We start from the raw sequence: 18,467 nt of genomic DNA, 5'->3' as shown, positions 1-18,467 counted from the left end.
TGCAACACGATCATCTCGTTGGGCGCGCGGTCAAGTTGTTTGGCTTGCCGGCGTGTGATGAATCCAAGTCGTGGTAACAAAAAGATCTCCGGGAGAGGTGCTCCCGGAGATCTGGTCGATCACGTACTGATTTGTTGCAGTGTGGCTGTTAACCCGTCGGGGGTTACCAGTTCTTGGGAGCCAAGAACCACCACCATTTTTCGGTCCGGGGGCTGAAGTTCAGCTTCCAGTAACCGTCATCCCATTCCAGCTGTGCTTTCCGCCATCCCAACGGTACTTGGGGATAGGGGTAGAACGGCCCAATGTAAGGCCATGCTGCGGCACTGTACTCTTTGGGATACGTGACTTGGGAGTAGTTGGGGTGGGAGGCATAGGCAGGCCAGGCGTGTGTCGGTAGGTTGGGCATGTCCTGGACCGCGTGCGACGCGGGCGTGGCCATGGCACCATACGACGGGATCGGTGCTCCGGCCGGCGGTTGCATTCCCTGAACGTGTTGGACTTGTTGGACAGCTTGGCGAGGAACCGATGTCGGGACGCGGGTTACGCGGCCGTGATGCGGCATTTCCTCAGCTGAGGCGAGTTGGATACCAGACGGATTCGCAGGCCGGGCCGCACTACGCGGTGCCGTCGGACGCTGTCCAGTCGGACGCTGAGCAGCCGTGCGGGCCGTTGCGGCCGGACGCGGTGCTGAGATCCGCAGTTGGTTATCAACCCGTTTGACATCCGAAACGCCGGTGACCACCTTGGTGATGGCCGCTTTGTGACGCAGGCTCGGGGCGTGTCCGGTCAAACGTGCCACACCGCCTTTGTACTCGACGGAGATGTCATGCCCTTTCAAGTCCTGAGTCCGCAAAGCCTTGCCGATTTGCTCGGCAACTTGTTGATTCGATTTGACTGCTTTGCTGTCGGCCGTCGGCTTGTCAGACTTTTTGCTGAACCAACCGGCTTCCGTGACCGCGGGAGTCATCGCCATGAGTCCCAGCGCCAGCAACCAAAAGTGGTAACGTCGCATGAAATGCTCTCCTTGATAGTTTCTTTACGTTCAGCTTGGCATTGGGGCCAGCCAGTTCGGTTGAACACGACTCGTCGGCGAAATCCTTGTGATGCTCTGCCGCCTCGTCTACTTTTTCTCTGGTGACACGTTCGTGTCTCTTCAAAAACGCGACGGTAATCATCGCAAAGTCTGCTTCAGCGTTTGGTTCGCGGCAGTCCCGTGCCGTCGGTTTAACGCCATTCCTTTCGAGTTCGTCATGTCCAGGACTTGGTTCGAATGACAGTGCATTCGTGGTTGTTTCCACGTCCACCGGGCCTTGCCGGAGGTTCGTTGGCACCGTCTACGTCACAAGCCACTGATCAAGAACCGGCGCAAGGCTGGTTCGGGACTCACTGTATAGATCGGCTGTCTCGGTTCGATTGGACAAATTTTTCCGATTATTTCGGCAGATTTGGGTAGGTTCATGACTAGCCCTAACTCAAAACAGACCGCCAGTCGGGGCGGAACGCAATTTTGAGAGCCAGGAAGTCAAAACCAACAAAAGAGTTGCGTGCATTCCGTCGCGATTCGTGGGGGTTTCTACCGCCTCTCAGTAAGAAACGGGTGGCCGCATCGAGCAAGTGATCGGGGCTACGAAAGAGGTTGTGACTCCACGATTGTCTCCAAATTCATAGAGCTGTTGCGTCGGTTTCGGAGCCGGGGAGGGACGTCGGATCGGCGATACATCGCTCGACTGCCCCTTGCCAGTCTGGCTGTAACGGATAAACTGAGGTATGTGGACGTCCGCTTGACAGGCAGTCAGTGCGTCCGTGATCAAAGAGGAAAATGTGGGGGCTTGAGGACATGTCGGCTTGGGGACCGCAACATTTCGCGTTCTTGCTCGCGATCATCGGAATGCTGCTGTTGTTCGGTGAAGTCTTGATTCCGTCGGCCGGGGCGATCTTTGTGACCGCCATCGCCTGTTTGGCAGCTTCAGTGTTTTGCGCCTGGCAGGCGTGGTGGACGACCAACCCGGGTTATTTTTGGGGGTTCGTCGCAGGACTGGCGATCACCCTCCCGATGGCGGGGTATTGGATGTTGAAGTTGTGGGAACGCATCTTATTTCGCGCCGATGATGCGGAACGACAATTGACTAAGACGTCACCCGCCGGAGAATTGAAGATGCTCATCGGAAAACAGGGCCGCACGGTTTCTCCGCTGATGCCCGCCGGCATTGTGGTGGTCGATGGCGAGCGCATTCATGCTTCCAGTGAAGGAATGATTGTTGAACGTGATGAACCAATCCGTGTTGTCGACGTAAGATCGAATCGGTTAATCGTCCGCGTGGTCGACGCCGAAGAAATCCGCGATGCCGATCTCAAGACGGGGCTTGAGGATGCGGACAGCGATGAGCCGCTTGACTTTAATGTGTCAGAGGGGTAAACAGCAGAGAGACAAGGTTACTGCGTATTGGACAATTCGACCGTTTTCGCCGAGAGAATGACCGACATGGAACTGTTCGCCGAATTATCATCTCAATGGACCATTATCATCGGCCTGGCGGTTTTCTTCGGCGCCATTTTGCTGATGGCCGTATTTGCACGCTACGCCAGTTTATGGATCCAGTGCAAAATGACGCGGGCCGGGATCGGCCTGTTTAGCTTGGTGAAGATGAGTCTGCAGAAGATCAACCCTACGGTGATCGTCCGCAGTAAGATCATGGCCGTCCAAGCACAGTTGCCCTACGTAATCAGTTCGCGGGCGCTGGAGGCGCATTACTTGGCACGCGGCAACGTGCCTCGTGTGATTCAAGCATTGATTGCAGCCCATCGTGCGAACATCGAACTCGACTGGGAAACCGCTCAGGCGATCGACCTAGCAGGCCGGAATGTGTTGGAAGCGGTGCAAACCAGCGTGTATCCCAAAGTCATCGACTGTCCCGACGTGAAAAAGGGGCAATCGACTTTGGACGCAGTCGCCGGCGACGGAATTCAATTGCGTGCACGCGCTCGCGTGACGGTGCGTACCAACTTAAAACAACTGATCGGGGGAGCCACCGAAGAAACAATCATCGCTCGTGTCGGGCAGGGGATTGTTTCGGCCATCGGTTCGACGAATAGTTATAAGGTGGTGCTGGAAAATCCGGACATGATTTCCCGCAAGGTGTTGGACATGGGACTGGAAGCGCAAACGGCGTTTGCAATTGTCTCGATTGATATTGCCGACATCGACGTTTCGGAAAATGTCGGTGCACGGTTGCAGGCTGATCAGGCGGAAGCCGATACACGGGTTGCTCAAGCCAAGGCAGAACAAAAACGGGCTGAATTCGCTGCTCGCGAACAAGAAATGGTTGCAAAAGTCCAACAAAACCGTGCGGAAGTCGTGTTGGCCGAAGCAGAAGTCCCCAAAGCCATTGCTGACGCGTTCCAGTCGGGGCAGTTGGCCTTGATGGACTATTATGATCTACATAACGTTCAAGCCGATACCAAAATGCGTATGGCGATTGCCGGGAGCGGAACCGGCGGTAGTGTCGGCAGCAATCCGGCGTGAAACCGTTTGTAATTAGATCGGAGATGAGGCTTGGGAATGAGTGATATGATGCCACATGCCGTTTTTGCGTTGGGCGTCGAAGATATACTCCCAGTGATCTTTGTGCTGATCGGGATTGTGTCGTGGATCATCAATGCGCTGAAAGAAAAGTCACAGGTCAACGAGCGTGCAGCGCGTCCCGTGCGGCCGCCGCAAAAAAAACGGGACGATTCGCTGCAAAGCGAGATTGATATCTTCATTCAAGAAGTGACCGACCAGCGCGGCGATCAACGGCAACGAAAACCGCAACAAACACGCCCCGCAGCAAACAGGCAGCGACCGGCGACGCCCCAGCCCCGTGACCGCCGACCGCGTCAAACGCAAGCTCCGCCGGCTGTGCCGCCGCCCAAACCTGAGAAACATGTACGCCCGGGCGACGATATCTCCACGCGAAAAGGTCCGGGCAACCGCGACCTTGGAGGAAATCTGACGCGGCATATTGAAGAACGGATGAAGTCGCACACAGTTCGTGATGCAACCGAAAAACGGTTGGGCCACGATGTGGACGCCAGTGTGGCGGCTCATCTCGGAATTTCATCATCTGCGAAGTCGTCTGATACAGTAGTTCCTCAAAGCTCGACGATTATCACTCAGGTGCAAAAGATGCTGTCCAATCCTGAATCCGCTGCGCAAGCGATTCTGCTCAACGAAATTCTCTCGCCGCCGCGATCTAAGCGATCCTGATGCTGCAGAGCACCTCCGTTTTTCCTTTTTAAAGACGATTTTTCCTCCGGCGTCATGTATTGCCGCCCACGTGGTTCGCGCAGCCCGTGCTGAAACGTCGATTGACGATGCCACCATCTCCACCGCACATCATGCTCTTTGCCGGACCGTTCCAATTGCGGGGAACCTGTTCGTATACGATGCGGCTAATTGAGCATCTGCCAAAAAACGGATTCGGGGTCTCGGTGAATTGTACGGATGCGGACCTAATTCGCCGACAGATGCCGGGCGATGTCCCCCTGCGAGAATATCGCCGTCTAACGACCCCGATATGGGGACGCGCGGTGCGGCATATGATGTTTAAAGATGTGGAGTCGAAGCCGCCTGACTTGTTGCATATCCAATCGCGGCAGATGTGGCAGGATGGGCGGTGGCTGGCGCGGCGGTTGCAACGTCCATACGTCGTCACGGTACACGACCACTTGTATGACAAAGAAACGTTCGGTGTCGATTTCAAATGGTGCCGTAAGATTATTGCCGTCAGTGAATCAGTTAAAGCCAACTTGTTGGAACGCACCTCATTTGCTGAGGACCAAATTGCCGTCATCCATACTGGCGTGGGCATGCCGGACGCCAGCCAAACGCGGCCGCCGCTGCAACCCGGGCACGTCCCGGTCGTTGGCACAGCAGGTCCATTGGAAGCAGTCAAAGGGTTTCCGTTTTTTCTGAGCGCCGCACAGCAAGTGCTGGCGAGTGGACGCGACGTGGAATTCCTCATCGCAGGCGCCGGTCCGGAAGAGGCCAACCTACGGCGGTTGACCCGCGAATTGGGGATCACCCAAAAAGTGACCTTTGTTCCGAACTTTTCGGAACTCAATGAATCGTTGGCCGCCATGGACATCTTTTGCCTTCCTTCGCTGCAGCAAGGATTGGGCACGATCATGCTTGAGCCGATGGCGATGGCCAAACCCGTGATTGCGACCTGCGTGGGGGGAGTCTATAGTGTGGTCGAGGATGGTCGGACCGGCTTGATGGTTCCGCCGTCGAATAGTCAGGCGTTGGCCGAAAAAATTCTGGATCTGTTGAATCATCCCGATCGCGCCCGCGCGATCGGCGAGGCCGCACGGACGCGTGTGCTTTCCGATTTCAATATTGAAAAGATGATTCATCAAACCGCGGGCTTGTACCGTGATATTCTGGAAGCAGAAAAACCCGCCACGCCTGTCGCCGCCACGACCACCAAATAACGACTTGCCCTCCGCATTCCGGTCCGCGGCCGGACTGCCCTTCGCTAGTGCCTGAGTATCGCCCTGCTATGCATGCTGAAATTATCTCCATCGGTTCAGAACTGACCACAGGCGCCAAACTGGATACCAATAGCCAATGGCTCAGTCGAGAACTCGCCGGCATTGGGATTCCTGTGTACTATCACACCACGGTCGCCGATGACTTGGCCGCCAACGCCGACGTACTGGCAACCGCGGTCAGCCGCGCGGACGTGGTGTTGATTACCGGCGGGTTGGGGCCCACCCAAGATGATCTGACCCGTGAGGCACTCGCCGAAATGTTGGCCGTGCCGTTGGAATTGGATGAGCCGTCGTTGGAGTTTATTCAGGGATTATTCGCCAGTCGAAATCGTGAGATGCCAGAGCGCAACTCAGTACAGGCGATGTTTCCCCGCGGCACGCAGCCCATTCCGAATCATCGCGGAACAGCGCCGGGGATCTGGGCGGAAATCCCTCGCGACCAAGGCCGTTCTGATTGCAAACTCGCTGCGATGCCGGGTGTTCCCAGCGAAATGTACAAAATGTTTCAGCAGCAGGTCGTGCCGAAATTGCAGAACGAGGTAGGGCCTGCGCGATATATCCGTTCCGCACGCATCAACTGTTTCGGCCCCGGTGAATCGCAGGCCGAGCAATGGCTTGCCGGGCTGACCGCCCGCGGCCGCGATCCGGAAATCGGCATTACCGTCTCCAAGGCCACCATCACGCTGCGAATCACTGCGCACGGCGCTAGCAGCGAAGAGTGCGAATGTAAAATTCAGGAATCCAAAACACTGATTTACGAACGCATGGGCCAATCGGTCTTCGGCGAAGAAGACCAAGAGCTGCAACACGTGGTCATTGACTTGCTGGCTCAGCAAAACCAGACGTTGGCAACGGCTGAGTCGGGTACGGGAGGTCTGTTGGCGCATCATCTCACCGAAATCGACGCGCTCGGCCTAGCTTATTTGGGGGGTATCGTTGCTCCCACGGATTCAGCAAAAACCGATTTGTTGGCCGTACCCGCCGAGGTCCTAGCAGCACACGGCCCAATTAGCGGTGAGGTGGCCGAAGCGATGGCGGTTGGGTGCCGAACGCGATTGAGTGCGGACTATGCGCTGGCCGTCACCGAATGCCCCGCCAGCGCGGGGGACATCGCGCCCGAAACGGTTCCCTGTGCGTATATTGCATTGGCCAGCGACTCTGAGGCAATTTCGCGACGGATCACTCTGGGCGGTGATCCAGGAATCACAAAGGCCCGTGTAGCCAAGGCTGCGCTCAATCTGCTGCGTCTTTCCATGACGGGCGGATTGTCCGCTGATTAGCGGTCCAACGGCAACGGTCCGAATTCTCCTGTGCGTGCGCGGTAGAGAAACAAACTGTGGTCAGGGAACTGTCGTTGTAACTCGGCTATAGAATATTCGTCCGGAAGATAGTGGGCGACTAAAACATCCGCCTGCAAATCGGGGTCGTTCACCACGTAATCGATGTGTAATACCCCTGGATCGGGCTCGACAAAAACGACCGCCGGTTTGGGCAGCGCCTGCTGCGCGATCAACTGTTGAAACAAGGCGTGCTTTTGCCGGCCGAAGCGGACTTTGACGATCTCATGCGTGATCCGCGGTTCCCAATACGGATCAAAAGAACCGTAGCTCATCCAGACTGCCGACAATACAACAGCTGCCCACCAACGGGGCATCCAAGGACGGTCCTCCTCGCGCCAAAACTGGACCAGCCGCGCGGTCGCCACCGCGAAGACAATGCACCACAGCGGTCCGGACTCAAACACGTAATGCCAATGCATGATGCCGTCAAACCAGTAGGGAATATGCGCAGCATGCAAAGAAACGATCGCCCAGAACATCAACCAAGCGTTGCCGTCACGGAGGGGAACCACCAAGACGAATACAATGGCTGCCATACACAGCGGCACAAATCCCAACGTCCAACGCCAACTGGCAATCGATCGCGTCACAACATTTTTTGTCGCCAGTCGCGGCGTCAGGTTTAGGGCCCAACGGTCATAGCCATTCAAGACGCGCGGGCCGAGCCGTTGCTCACCCCGCACGACGTTATTGAATCCATACACATGCCGCGGAGTGTAAATGTCGGTGTAGAGTTGGTAGGGGCTATCCAGGGCGCTTCCGGTAATCGCATGGTTGTAGGCCATCATGGCCGCCATGCCCACGACAATCGGCCCTCCCAGCACAACAGCATGTAGAAAACGTGTTTTCAGTGGCACCTCCGCTGACCGCCCTGCGGTCACCAGCCAATAGGCGAACGCAATTCCAAACGGCAATCCCACGCCCGCTGCTGTCATGGGCCGGCAGTACATGGCAAACGTCAGTCCGATTCCCGCACACAGGGCATAACCGATCCGTTTCCGCGTTCGCCAACGTACGAAGGCAAACAAGAAGAGTGAAAGACCGACGAGTGTGGGGTGATGGGCCAGCAACATATTGCTGAACCAAGCCATGCCGGGTGAAACGGCTATGAGCATGCCCGCGACAAATCCGGTTCCGTCGCCGCCCAATTCGCGTGCAGTCCAGAAAACGAAAAACGCCGTGACTGCTCCGGCAAACCAATGCCCCCAATAGGGCTGTCCGATGGACACAAACGGCGCCATCCATAACCCCGTTCCCGGAAAGTAGCGGCTGGCAAATCGACCTTCATTCAACACGTGCATCTGATCAAACAGACGCGGGGCTTCGTGGCTGGGAAACGAGACCTTGCCGGCGAGAAATGTTTTGGCCTGAAACAGATAGCTGTATTCATCGTGATAAGTCGGCGGCAACCCCTCAAAGTGGCGTGCGATGAGCGCGCTGACGGTAAGAGCGACAAGGCCGCAGCCGATCGCCATCATCCAAGCCCGTACCCCGGCGGGTCCGTTCTGTGAAATATCGGTCGTCCACATCAGTGGGCGCGGTTTGTTGTCATCGCGACGACGACGGCGGTTGGTCAACTGGCCGCGAGACCACCACGCCAATGGCGCAATGAGCAACAGCGGTAGATACAACGGCGTGTCCCAATAGGAACTGGATGGCCAGCCAAGGATATCCTCATTGTCCAACCCCGTCTCGCCCCAACGACAGATCGCCACCGGCAGCAAAATGCACCAGGCCGCAAGATAAGCGACGACTTGAGCAATCAGCAGACGTCGTCGGCTGGATGTTGGTGGGGGAACATTCGACATAAATTAATCCGCAGCGCTGGGCGGGTGTTTGATTTGAGGAACTGCAAGGATGTGGCTACTGGTCTGGATTATCGACACTCGGCGGAATTAACGCCAGCAACGCGAATCTCCGAATGTTAGGGAGAATAGGTTGCCCCATTCAAACGTGAGCGGCTGGAATAGCCGTTTGCTGTTGACTGAGGTAGCGTTTCTGGCGGATTTCTGACCGCAAAGCGTTTCGGTAACTGGGGAAGGCCTGAATCTCCCCACGAAAACGTCTTTACGGATGAGTAGTGATGCGTTATTGTGTGCATCAAATACGATCTGTTATGAGTGTTTTTTGTTCGGGGGAAATTTGATGACACGCGACGAAATTTATGTGGAAATGCAGCAATCACTGATGGACGTGCTGGGGCTTGATGCGGATGAGGTGGAACCCTCTTCCCGATTCTTTCATGACTTACAGGGGGAATCGATCGATTTGTTGGATCTGTCGTTTCAGTGCCAGAAGATATTCGGTATCGACCTGAAATTTCAAAATTTGACCACCGCCGGGTTTTTGGAAACCAACGATGCTGGAAATCTCACGGAGGCATCCGCCCAGCGGTTTCAGTCCGCTTTTCCGTTTCTGGATATCGATCAGCTCCGGGCCGATCCTTCGGTCGAGGGAATTAAAAACATGCTCACCGTCGATGCGTTGGTCTCGATGGTGGAACATGCATTGGCGACCGTATCGGCGAAATGAGGGATATGATTGGACGAATAAAGTATGAAGCGCCCCGATATCAGCAGCAGAGGGGACCGGGAACATCGACGCGGAGGCGTGGGGACCGTACAATGTCGGGCGGGGTGTTTTGTAATCTCCCGCTCGTTCATTCCTTCACGCATCTCCCGGAGAGCCTGTTGTGAAAAAGTCGACTGTTGTGATCGTTGCGACGCTCTGTTTAGCATTCGCCGTTCCTGCCTTGGCCTGTTCGGTGCCAGTGTTTCGTTATGCCCTAGAGCGTTGGGTGTCCGATCCGTATGAAGTGCTTGTGTACCATCGCGGTCCTTTATCCGAGGATCAACAGGCGGTTGCCGATTTGCTCTCCAGCGACGGCCATGCGGGCAAGGTCCATGCCAATGTGAATCTAACGCTTGTCGATTTGGACGCTGATCCTGATCCGCAACTGATCAAGATTTGGGAGTCTCAAGAAACCGAGACGCTCCCTTGGCTGGTGGCCCGATACCCGCTCCCCACACGCATTCCGGTCGACGCTTTTGCCGGGCCGCTATTGGAGGAGAACGTGCAACGATTGCTGGATTCACCCACGCGCCGGGAAATCGCCCGCCGTTTGCTTACCGGCGACACGGCTGTGTTGGTGTTGCTGGAAAGTGGGGACCAGGAAAAGGATGAAGCTGCTTTTAAGCTTGTTGAAACACATGCGGAGCAAATGGCCCAGACCTTGAAGTTGCCGGAAATTGCTCCCGAGGATCTGGACGAAGTCTCCATCGATCCGCTGGCCTTAAAGCTCGACTTTTCGACGATTCGTGTGGCTCGGGATGATCCAGCGGAAAAAATGTTCGTCGAGATGTTGCTTGGCTCCGAAGAAGATTTGCATGATCTCAACGAGCCAATGGCGTTTCCAGTCTTTGGTCGCGGCCGTGTGTTGTATGCCCTCATCGGCGGCGGAATCACAACCGAGAACGTGCAGCAGGCGGGCGTCGATCTCACCGGCCCGTGCACCTGTACTGTCAAAGACCAAAACCCGGGCGTCGATTTGGTCATGGCGGTCGACTGGGATGGACTTGTTGAGCAAGAAGTCGAGATCGACAAAGCATTGCCCCCGTTGGCCGGGTTAGGCGGTTTTACGGAAGACATTCAACCATCAGCTACGACGGATGAAACAACGACCACAGATCCAACCACTACGGAAAATCCCACTACGAGCGTGGCCATCCTTGCAAGCGAATCGGTTGCAAGTGAATCGACAGAACCTGCTGAGGAAAGCCTTAATCACCTCGATACGAGAGTCTACTATTTTCCCAAACTGAGTCCTTTGTGGACCAACTTGTTGATGTTCGGTGGCTTTGCCGTGGTTGTCATCATTGGTGCCAGCATTTTCCTGTTTCGCAAGAAGACTTAACGTATCGCTCGAATCGCGGTACAAAGTTACCTCCTGGCAGTCTCCGAGTTTTCGCTCTAAAGAATCAATTCCATGAATGTTTGGCGTTTGGTCGTTCGAGAAATCGCTCATCGCAAACTCAATTTTCTGTTGGGATTGCTGTCGGTGGCGGTTGCCGTTGGTTCGCTTGTGGGGGCAATGACGTTGGTGCGGGGCAACGAACTCCGCACGGGCGAGTTGCTGGCGGCTAAACAGGCGGACGTCGAACAGGCTATTGTCGAAAAAGAAAAAGAGGTCGCCGCCGCCGGTGCCAAATTGAACGACGCCATGCGGAAGATCACCAAAGGGCTGGGTTTCAATATTCTCATTCTTCCGCAGGACCAGGACCTCAACGAGTTGCATGTTGAGGGGACTGCGTCGAAGTCGATGCCGGAAAAGTTTGTCACCACCCTGGCCGAATCACGGATAGTGACCATCAATCACTTGCTGCCGATCGTCTCCAAAAAGCTGCGGTGGGAGGAGTACGATCGCACGATCTTGCTGACCGGGACCCGTGGCGAAGTTCCGCAGGCGCATCGGGATCCTAAAAAACCGTTGCTGGACCATGTTCCGGCCGGCACGATGGTTTTGGGCTATCAATTGCACAAGCAGGCGGGGCTGAAGGTCGGCGATACGGTGACGTTGATGGATCGTGAATTCAAAATCACCGAGACCTATCCCGAACGCGGGACAGCGGACGATAGTACTGTGTGGGTGAATTTGACCGAAGCGCAAGAAATGCTCGGCATGCAAAATCTCGTCAACGCGATTTTGGCGTTGGAATGCAACTGCGCAACTCAAGATCGCCTTGCTGAAATCCGCAAGGACATCGCTGCCATCTTGCCCGGCACGCAAGTTATCGAACGTGGCCCTCCGGCGTTGGCTCGCGCCGAAGCACGCAACAAAGCACAATCGACTGCCGCAGCGGCCCTAAAACATGAACAAGAAGCGGGTCGGGAAACGCTTGAGCGCGAGACCGCGGGGCGGCAACTCGTGGAAAAACAGACCGAGGAGTTCGCCGCCGTGCTGGTGCCGGTGGTGATGATCGGTTGCGGGGTTTGGATCGGTTTTTTGGCGTTGATGAACGTCCGCCAGCGGAGCAACGAAATCGGCATTTTGCGGGCGATTGGTTTGAAGTCGACGCAGATTCTGTTGATTTTTCTGGGCAAGGCTATCTTGATTGGACTCGCCGGCGCGTTGCTGGGTTATGCCGCCGGGTACTTGGTTGGCGTTTCCTGGAGCGATTTTGCGACCACGTCGGTGAAGTCCGCGCGGCTGTTTGAACCACAGCTGTTGTTGCTGGCGGTCATTATCGCGCCGTTGCTTTCGGGGCTGGCCAGTTGGTTGCCGGCCATGTTGGCGGCCCGGCAGGATCCGGCGATTGTTTTGCAGGGCGATTAACCTCCCGCGACCGCTGCATTCATACCGTCCCTATTCAGCGGGGCGATTTTCTTGAACATTCAAGCACATCGATTTGCAACTTATGCTGTTATCAGTCACGGACGTGCAAAAATTCTACCCCTCAGCCAGCGGTACCGTCCGCGCGTTGGATGGTGTCAGTCTCGAGTTGGCGGCAGGAGAATTTACCGCCGTGCGGGGCCAGAGTGGGTCGGGAAAAACGACGCTCTTGTTGCTAGCCGGCGGCTTGTTGGCACCCGATGGGGGGACAGTCCTGATCAACGAGCAGGACCCCTACAAAATGGCTTCCGACGCCCGCGCGCACTTCCGCTCGACAGAAATCGGCTTTGTGTTTCAGCAGTTCCACTTGATTCCCTACCTCAGCGTGCTGGACAACGTGCTCGCCGCTTCGATCCCCACGCATCCCGCCGATGCGAAGCAGCGGGCCGCCCAGTTGCTGGCCAAGTTTGGGTTGGAGCATCGTCTGCATCACGTGCCGGGACAATTGAGCGTCGGCGAACGTCAGCGAACCGCGCTGGCGCGGGCGCTTTTGAATCAGCCGAAGTTGATCTTGGCGGACGAACCGACCGGTAACCTGGATCGCGAAAATGCGGAAGCAGTGCTGGGGCACCTCACGGAATTTGCGAATGATGGTGGAGCCGTGCTGCTGGTGACACACGATGACGAAGCGGCATCGCGGGCAAAGAGGACGATTCACATGGCCGCCGGCAAGGTTGTTGAATAACGGATTCGAGAATTACCAAAAATCGCTCGATTCGCCTATTTTATAGGCTCAAACACTCCTCGGCATCGCTCGTAAACAACGCCCGCTACACCCGGTTTTCCCGCGTTTATTGGGGGGGATTTTGTGGCAGGGTGTAGGCTGCACCTGTTTGAACGCCACTTAGACGCCGCCGAGTGGCAAGTTCGGCGAGGTTAGTCGTCTGTTTCACGCCTGCAGATTCGCTGGCTGTTTCCCGCCGCGAACGCCAACCGCATATCCCGACATGCCAGTCCGCATATCTCACTCTGGGCAGATTTTAGGGATTGTGCCACTTCCGCTTGATTTCCGGGTTGTCTTGGGCCACAATAGTGACTCAGAAAAAGGCAAGCAACTCACCTTTAGCATCGCATTGGATTCAAAGATTCATCATGAAACACATTCTTCTTGCCGGTTTGGTCAGTCTTGGTTTGGTTTCCTCTACTCAGGCGGGGATGATTTTAATTGACTACAATGACTCGGCGATTGCACCAACTTTCGGTGGGACCTGGAATACGATTGCTGCACCATCGGGCACGACTGCACTCGTCGACTCAAACAATGTGGCCACTGGCGTCAGTGTAAGTTTTTCCAGCGTCTGGTTTAATACCAATAGCAATTCGCCTTGGTCGAATGGGGACACTGCCTGGATTGATGGCGATGCTGCCGCAGACACTTTTTTAAACTCTAGCAGTGGAAGTTCCGTCTCGATCACTTTTAGCGGGCTAATCGCAGGTGCTGCATATCAGATAGACCATATAGGAGTACGGGCATCTTCCAGTAATCCCGTTGGCAACTACACGATCAATGGAAGCTTCGGGGATTCTACTCCAAGCGGTAATCAATACGATGCGACTTCGGATGGCTTCACGAACGGTGACTTCATTACTTGGAACTCAGTGGTCGCCAGCGGCTCAGGTGAAATCGTGCTTCAACTCGATGGCAATGGTTTTGCATATGCTTCCGCCAGCCGGATTACTCCGCTGGATTCAGCCGTCCCCGAGCCTTCCACGTTCGCCCTGCTCGGCATCGGTGGTTTGGCCCTGGTCGGTTACGGCTGGCGACGCAAACGGCAACAAGCTGCGTGAAACAGATTGTCAAAGAACTTCCAACCGTCGGCGCCCAAGCGTCGGCGGTTTTTTGTGCGCTGAAGCCATCCATCCCCAAACATAGTGGGAGAATTGGGGAAAGACGACCAATGTGGGACCGCACCAACTAGCTGTAGCGATACGACCATATACCTGCTGTTATGTCGTGATCCCACCAAGGTTGTTGAATAACGGATTCGGGGATTGCGAAAAGTCGCTCAAACCGCTTACTTTATAGGCTCAAACGCTCCTCGGTATCGCTCGCCATCAACGCCCGCTACACCCCGTTTTCTCGCGTTTTTTACGGATAGAATTTGCTTGCGGGTGTAGGCTACACCCGTTTGAGCAACGCTTAGACGCCGCCGCTTTGCAAGGTCGGCGGGTTTGTCTGCTTCACGCTCGCCGATTCGCTGGCTGTTTTCCGCCGTGTACGCCACACCGCATATCCCGACATGCCGGTCCGCATATCTCAGTCTGGGCAGTTTGTAGGAATTGTGCCGTTTTTGCTTGCTATGCGGGTTGTCCTGGGGCACAATGGTGACTCGAAATAGGCAAGCGACTCATTTTCAGCACCACGTTCGATTCAGAGATTCTTCCCCATGAAACACGTTCTTCTTGCCGGTTTGGTCAGTCTTGGTTTGGTTTCCTCTGCTCAGGCGGGGATGATTTTGATTGACTACAACGATTCGGCGAATGCACCAACTTTCGGTGGAACCTGGAATACGATTGCTGCACCATCTGGCACAACTGCACTCGTCGATTCAAACAATGTGGTCACTGGCGTCAGTGTAAGTTTTTCCAGCGGCTGGAATGATGACATTTTTAATTCGCCTTGGTCGAATGGGGACACTGCCTGGATTGATGGCGATGCTGCCGCAGACACTTTTTTAGGTGGAAGAAGTTCCCTCTCGATCACTTTTAGCGGGCTAATTGCAGGTGCTGCTTATCAGATAGACCATATAGGAGTACGGAGAGCTTCCAGTGGTCCTGTTGGCGACTACGCGATCAATGGAAGCTTCGGGGATTCAACTCCCAACGGTAACCAATACAATGCAATTTCGGATGGCTTCACGAACGGTGACTTCATTACTTGGAACTCAGTGGTCGCCAGCGGCTCAGGTGAAATCGTGCTTCAACTCGATGGCAATGGTTTTGTATATGCTACCGCCAGCCGGATTACACCGCTAGATTCAGCCGTCCCCGAACCCAGCACCTTCGCCCTGCTCGGCATCGGCGGCCTGGCCCTGGTCGGTTACGGCTACCGACGCAAACGGCAACAGGCTGCGTGAAACAAATTGTCAAAGAACATGGTGTGGCAGGACCAACCGTTGGCGTTATGCGTCGGCGGTTTTTTCGTGTCGTATGCCTGCCGATTCGCGGGCTATTTTGTGCACTGGCCGCCTCCTCTGCAATCTAGACATTGCGGTCTACAAACCGCCATTTGGCAGTTTGTGGCATCTGGGGTGTTTTTGCTTGATATCCCGGTTGTGACATTGCATGATGGGGAGCCAACAACAGATTTGTCTTCCTTTTTTCGTGAGGTCCGTATGAACCGTAGATTTCTTTCTGCCGCTGTCATTTGTTGTCTCACCGTCCCCATTCAGGCGGCGAATGCTGGACCTATTCTAGATTTTGATACATCAACGGGTAACAACGGGGTCAACCTGAACCAAAGTGTTGGTTGGCAATTCGATGTCATCAATCCCATCACCGTTACAGGCCTGTCGTGGTTTGACGAGAATCAAGACGGCCTGTCCGTCGGGCACACGGTCGGTATTTGGGCGCCCGATGGAACGTTACTTGACTCCGTGGCGATACCGTCAGGAACCGCTGCGACTCTTGACGGAATTTGGCGGACGGTTGCAATCAGCCCGCTGAATCTTGTGGCTGGAAATGGGTATATCGTAGGCGGCGAGAATTTCTCCACGAACACTGACCGCTTAGCTTTCGGTGTGACCCAAAGCGTCGACCCAAACATCACCTTTGCAGGTGGTAGATTTTCTTCGATTGGTTCAGGTTTCGTTCGGCCGACCTCGGCTACGGCAGGCAACCCCGGCGTGTACGGTCCTAGTTTCAGCATTGAGATGGCCGCAGCCGTCCCCGAACCGAGCACCTTCGCCCTCCTCGGCATCGGCGGCATCGCCCTGGTCGGCTACGGCTGGCGACGTAAACGGCAACAAGCTGCGTGAAACAAATTGTCAAAGAACTTCCAACCGTCGGCGCCCGCGCGTCGGCGGTTTTTTCGTGCGCTGAAGCCATCCATCCCCAAATACAGTGGGAGGATTGGGGGAAGACGAACAACGTGGGGCCGCACCAACTAGCTGTAGCGATACGACCATATAGTTGCTGTTATTTCGCGATACCGGCAAGGTTGTTGAATAATTCGGCCGTAATTGCTCAAATGGCGGCAACTGGTGAGCCGCAAATACTTGGATAGGAGATCCCCCATGGCTACGGACCGTTTCGTCAAACGTCGTAAGGGCGTAGTGCGCAAGTTGAAGGCAGTCGGTGCGGATGCGCTGTTAGTGACGAACTTTACGAACGTGACCTACCTGACCGGTTTTAGTGGGGACGACAGTTTCCTGTTGGTTAGTCAGGACGCCACGGTCTTGATTAGCGACGGGCGGTATGAGACACAGATTGCGGACGAGTGTCCCGGATTGGACGTTCATATTCGTCCGCAAAAGATTGGGATCGTCGCCGCTGCGGCCAAAATTACCGCGCGGGCAAAAATCGCGAACCTGGGCTTCGAAAGCAACTCGACGACGGTCGATGAGTCTGAGGGGCTGCGCACGGCGCTTAAGAGTGCGGAACTCGTTCCCGTTTCAGGGCTTGTGGAAGAATTGCGGCTGTGCAAGGATGCCTCGGAAGTTGCGGCGCTGCGCGAGGCGGTGACGCAGGCGGAGAGAGGGTTTGAGGTTCTCAAAGCAACCCTCCGTGGCGAGCAGACGGAACTTCAGGTGGCGCATGATCTCGAACATTCGATGCGGAGCTTCGGAGCAACTGGTTCGAGCTTTGCTCCGATTGTGGCGGTGGGAGCTCACGCGGCGCTGCCGCACGCAACTCCTAGGCGGGTCTTGATTTCCGACGCGGATTTTGTGCTGGTCGACTGGGGGGCTGATGGGCCAACGGGGTACAAAAGCGACTTGACGCGAGTTTTGGTGACCGGTAAAATTTCGGCGAAACTAGAGAAAATATATAGAGTTGTGTTAAATGCCCAACTCGCGGGGATTCGAAATGTCCGTCCCGGAGCGCGGTGCTGCGATGTGGATGCGGCTGCTCGAAAAGTGATTGAGGACGCCGGATACGGCAAGAAATTCAATCATGGTCTGGGCCACGGTCTGGGCTTGGATATCCACGAAGGCCCGCGATTGAATTCCATGACGGAAATGGAATTGAAACCGGGCATGGTGGTGACGGTTGAGCCAGGGATTTACCTTCCCGGATGGGGAGGAGTGCGAATCGAAGATGATGTGTTGGTGACAAAGGATGGGCACGATGTGTTGACCTCCTCACCTAAGAAATTCGACGACATTGTCTTGAGCTGACCGATAACGCGTAACTTCAGATAACGCGAAACTCATTAGAACTCCAGCGGCTTTCGGTGTCTGGCGGAACGGCGCATCCCAGCGCAGTCCGAGGCAGCACTTGTGAGTCGTCAAAATGAATAATAGGAACGAAACACATGGCTGACGAAAATCAGTCGACGCAAGGTCCGGTCGATTTGGCCCGCCTGACTGAACTGATCGAATTGATGGAAGCGCACGGCCTAACCGAAGTCGATGTGCAAAACGGCGAGCAGCGCTGGAAGTTGCGGCGCGGACCACAAGACGTCATGCAAATGGTTCCCAACGCCGCCTATGCGGCAGCGCCACCCCCGGCCGGAGCGCCTGCGGAAGCTGCTGCGGTGGATGACGGCACGATTGAGATCACCAGCCCGACAGTGGGGACGTTTTTCACCGCGCCGACGCCGGAAGATCCTCCTTTCGTGAAGATCGGATCGAAGGTTTCCGGTGACACAATAGTTTGCATTGTCGAAGCGATGAAGGTCTTCAACCAGATTCCCGCGGAAGTTTCCGGAACCATTACTGAAGTGCTAATCAAAAATGGTGATCCGGTGGAATTCGGTCAGCCGTTGTTTCGTGTGCGGCCCGGTTGATTCGCGATTTCGGCCAGAACGCGAAACCGGTAAAACGAAGAGTTGACCGGATGCCACTCGCCACGACCGACGGGAACGAGAATTGCGTATGGTGGCGCGATTTCTCTGAGGTGTCAGTCGCCGCAAGAGGAATGGGTGCGCAAGAGGATTTGAGGACGGGTCGCTGTGGTGAGGGCCGCAGTGGTACGGCTCACAGCCTGCGCATGAAAGTAAAGTCGCCGGATTTGTGTTGATGTGTGACATCACGCATCAATCCGCA

General features: G+C 55.5%; 16 protein-coding genes. 14 read left to right on the top strand and 2 right to left on the bottom strand.

What is annotated here, in order from left to right; genetic code table 11:
- Window positions 1-163 precede the first annotated feature (163 nt).
- Window positions 164-1,012, bottom strand: coding sequence for a BON domain-containing protein (locus tag CA54_RS24550; protein WP_146373648.1), 849 nt, complete (start codon window positions 1,010-1,012; stop codon window positions 164-166).
- 807 nt (window positions 1,013-1,819) lie between these two features.
- On the opposite strand from CA54_RS24550, the gene CA54_RS24545 reads away from it, so the two are divergent.
- The 5 genes from CA54_RS24545 (at window position 1,820) to CA54_RS24525 (ending at window position 6,812) form a co-directional block, all read left to right on the top strand.
- Window positions 1,820-2,416 carry an NfeD family protein gene (locus CA54_RS24545; protein ID WP_146373647.1) on the top strand — a complete coding sequence of 199 codons (597 nt, stop codon included), beginning with the start codon at window positions 1,820-1,822 and terminating at the stop codon, window positions 2,414-2,416.
- Between the two features lie 66 nt (window positions 2,417-2,482).
- Entirely contained in the window at window positions 2,483-3,523 is a 1,041-nt protein-coding gene (gene floA / locus CA54_RS24540) for a flotillin-like protein FloA (protein ID WP_146373646.1), read from the top strand.
- A 36-nt stretch (window positions 3,524-3,559) separates the two neighbouring features.
- The gene (locus CA54_RS24535) at window positions 3,560-4,246 is read left to right on the top strand and encodes a hypothetical protein (RefSeq protein WP_146373645.1); all 687 of its coding nucleotides are present in this window, start codon (window positions 3,560-3,562) and stop codon (window positions 4,244-4,246) included.
- A 107-nt stretch (window positions 4,247-4,353) separates the two neighbouring features.
- Complete coding sequence (locus CA54_RS24530; protein ID WP_146373644.1) at window positions 4,354-5,472, top strand: glycosyltransferase family 4 protein; 1,119 nt, start codon at window positions 4,354-4,356, stop codon at window positions 5,470-5,472.
- Window positions 5,473-5,540: 68 nt separating this feature from the next.
- Window positions 5,541-6,812: a CinA family nicotinamide mononucleotide deamidase-related protein gene (locus CA54_RS24525; RefSeq protein ID WP_146373643.1), complete on the top strand. Its 1,272-nt coding sequence runs from the start codon at window positions 5,541-5,543 to the stop codon at window positions 6,810-6,812.
- Here CA54_RS24525 and CA54_RS24520 read toward each other — a convergent pair.
- A complete protein-coding gene (locus tag CA54_RS24520; protein WP_146373642.1) occupies window positions 6,809-8,680 on the bottom strand; it encodes an ArnT family glycosyltransferase in 1,872 nt (623 codons plus the stop codon). The genes CA54_RS24525 and CA54_RS24520 overlap by 4 nt on opposite strands.
- A gap of 337 nt (window positions 8,681-9,017) precedes the next feature.
- Here CA54_RS24520 and CA54_RS24515 point away from each other — a divergent pair, with 337 nt between their 5' ends.
- The 9 genes from CA54_RS24515 to accB all read left to right on the top strand — a co-directional run bounded on the left by CA54_RS24515 (window position 9,018) and on the right by accB (window position 18,208).
- Window positions 9,018-9,404 (top strand): acyl carrier protein, encoded by a 387-nt coding sequence (locus CA54_RS24515; protein WP_197532802.1) that lies wholly within the window; start codon window positions 9,018-9,020, stop codon window positions 9,402-9,404.
- A gap of 160 nt (window positions 9,405-9,564) precedes the next feature.
- On the top strand, window positions 9,565-10,785 hold the full coding sequence (locus CA54_RS24510) for a hypothetical protein (RefSeq protein ID WP_146373640.1): 1,221 nt from the start codon (window positions 9,565-9,567) through the stop codon (window positions 10,783-10,785).
- Between the two features lie 72 nt (window positions 10,786-10,857).
- Window positions 10,858-12,204, top strand: a complete 1,347-nt coding sequence (locus CA54_RS24505; protein WP_146373639.1) for an ABC transporter permease — start codon at window positions 10,858-10,860, stop codon at window positions 12,202-12,204.
- An 82-nt stretch (window positions 12,205-12,286) separates the two neighbouring features.
- A complete protein-coding gene (locus tag CA54_RS24500) occupies window positions 12,287-12,946 on the top strand; it encodes an ABC transporter ATP-binding protein (protein WP_146373638.1) in 660 nt (219 codons plus the stop codon).
- Between the two features lie 407 nt (window positions 12,947-13,353).
- Complete coding sequence (locus CA54_RS24495; RefSeq protein ID WP_146373637.1) at window positions 13,354-14,049, top strand: PEP-CTERM sorting domain-containing protein; 696 nt, start codon at window positions 13,354-13,356, stop codon at window positions 14,047-14,049.
- A 599-nt stretch (window positions 14,050-14,648) separates the two neighbouring features.
- Window positions 14,649-15,338, top strand: a complete 690-nt coding sequence (locus CA54_RS24490; RefSeq protein WP_197532801.1) for a PEP-CTERM sorting domain-containing protein — start codon at window positions 14,649-14,651, stop codon at window positions 15,336-15,338.
- A 258-nt stretch (window positions 15,339-15,596) separates the two neighbouring features.
- On the top strand, window positions 15,597-16,238 hold the full coding sequence (locus CA54_RS24485) for a DUF4082 domain-containing protein (RefSeq protein WP_231963185.1): 642 nt from the start codon (window positions 15,597-15,599) through the stop codon (window positions 16,236-16,238).
- 258 nt (window positions 16,239-16,496) lie between these two features.
- Complete coding sequence (locus CA54_RS24480) at window positions 16,497-17,597, top strand: M24 family metallopeptidase (protein ID WP_146373635.1); 1,101 nt, start codon at window positions 16,497-16,499, stop codon at window positions 17,595-17,597.
- A 137-nt stretch (window positions 17,598-17,734) separates the two neighbouring features.
- The gene (accB, locus tag CA54_RS24475) at window positions 17,735-18,208 is read left to right on the top strand and encodes an acetyl-CoA carboxylase biotin carboxyl carrier protein (RefSeq protein ID WP_146373634.1); all 474 of its coding nucleotides are present in this window, start codon (window positions 17,735-17,737) and stop codon (window positions 18,206-18,208) included.
- Window positions 18,209-18,467 lie beyond the last annotated feature (259 nt).

The organism is Symmachiella macrocystis (assembly GCF_007860075.1).
Taxonomy (GTDB): domain Bacteria; phylum Planctomycetota; class Planctomycetia; order Planctomycetales; family Planctomycetaceae; genus Symmachiella; species Symmachiella macrocystis.
This window is presented reverse-complemented; position numbering and strand designations above follow the sequence as displayed.

Bases quoted from the DNA above. Each gene is read 5' to 3' on its own strand.
- CA54_RS24550 (WP_146373648.1), bottom strand. From the start codon at position 1,012: ATGCGACGTTACCACTTTTGGTTGCTGGCGCTGGGACTCATGGCGATG.
- CA54_RS24545 (WP_146373647.1), top strand. From the start codon at position 1,820: ATGTGGGGGCTTGAGGACATGTCGGCTTGGGGACCGCAACATTTCGCG.
- floA (WP_146373646.1), top strand. From the start codon at position 2,483: ATGGAACTGTTCGCCGAATTATCATCTCAATGGACCATTATCATCGGC.
- CA54_RS24535 (WP_146373645.1), top strand. From the start codon at position 3,560: ATGAGTGATATGATGCCACATGCCGTTTTTGCGTTGGGCGTCGAAGAT.
- CA54_RS24530 (WP_146373644.1), top strand. From the start codon at position 4,354: ATGCCACCATCTCCACCGCACATCATGCTCTTTGCCGGACCGTTCCAA.
- CA54_RS24525 (WP_146373643.1), top strand. From the start codon at position 5,541: ATGCATGCTGAAATTATCTCCATCGGTTCAGAACTGACCACAGGCGCC.
- CA54_RS24520 (WP_146373642.1), bottom strand. From the start codon at position 8,680: ATGTCGAATGTTCCCCCACCAACATCCAGCCGACGACGTCTGCTGATT.
- CA54_RS24515 (WP_197532802.1), top strand. From the start codon at position 9,018: ATGACACGCGACGAAATTTATGTGGAAATGCAGCAATCACTGATGGAC.
- CA54_RS24505 (WP_146373639.1), top strand. From the start codon at position 10,858: ATGAATGTTTGGCGTTTGGTCGTTCGAGAAATCGCTCATCGCAAACTC.
- CA54_RS24500 (WP_146373638.1), top strand. From the start codon at position 12,287: ATGCTGTTATCAGTCACGGACGTGCAAAAATTCTACCCCTCAGCCAGC.
- CA54_RS24495 (WP_146373637.1), top strand. From the start codon at position 13,354: ATGAAACACATTCTTCTTGCCGGTTTGGTCAGTCTTGGTTTGGTTTCC.
- CA54_RS24490 (WP_197532801.1), top strand. From the start codon at position 14,649: ATGAAACACGTTCTTCTTGCCGGTTTGGTCAGTCTTGGTTTGGTTTCC.
- CA54_RS24485 (WP_231963185.1), top strand. From the start codon at position 15,597: ATGAACCGTAGATTTCTTTCTGCCGCTGTCATTTGTTGTCTCACCGTC.
- CA54_RS24480 (WP_146373635.1), top strand. From the start codon at position 16,497: ATGGCTACGGACCGTTTCGTCAAACGTCGTAAGGGCGTAGTGCGCAAG.
- accB (WP_146373634.1), top strand. From the start codon at position 17,735: ATGGCTGACGAAAATCAGTCGACGCAAGGTCCGGTCGATTTGGCCCGC.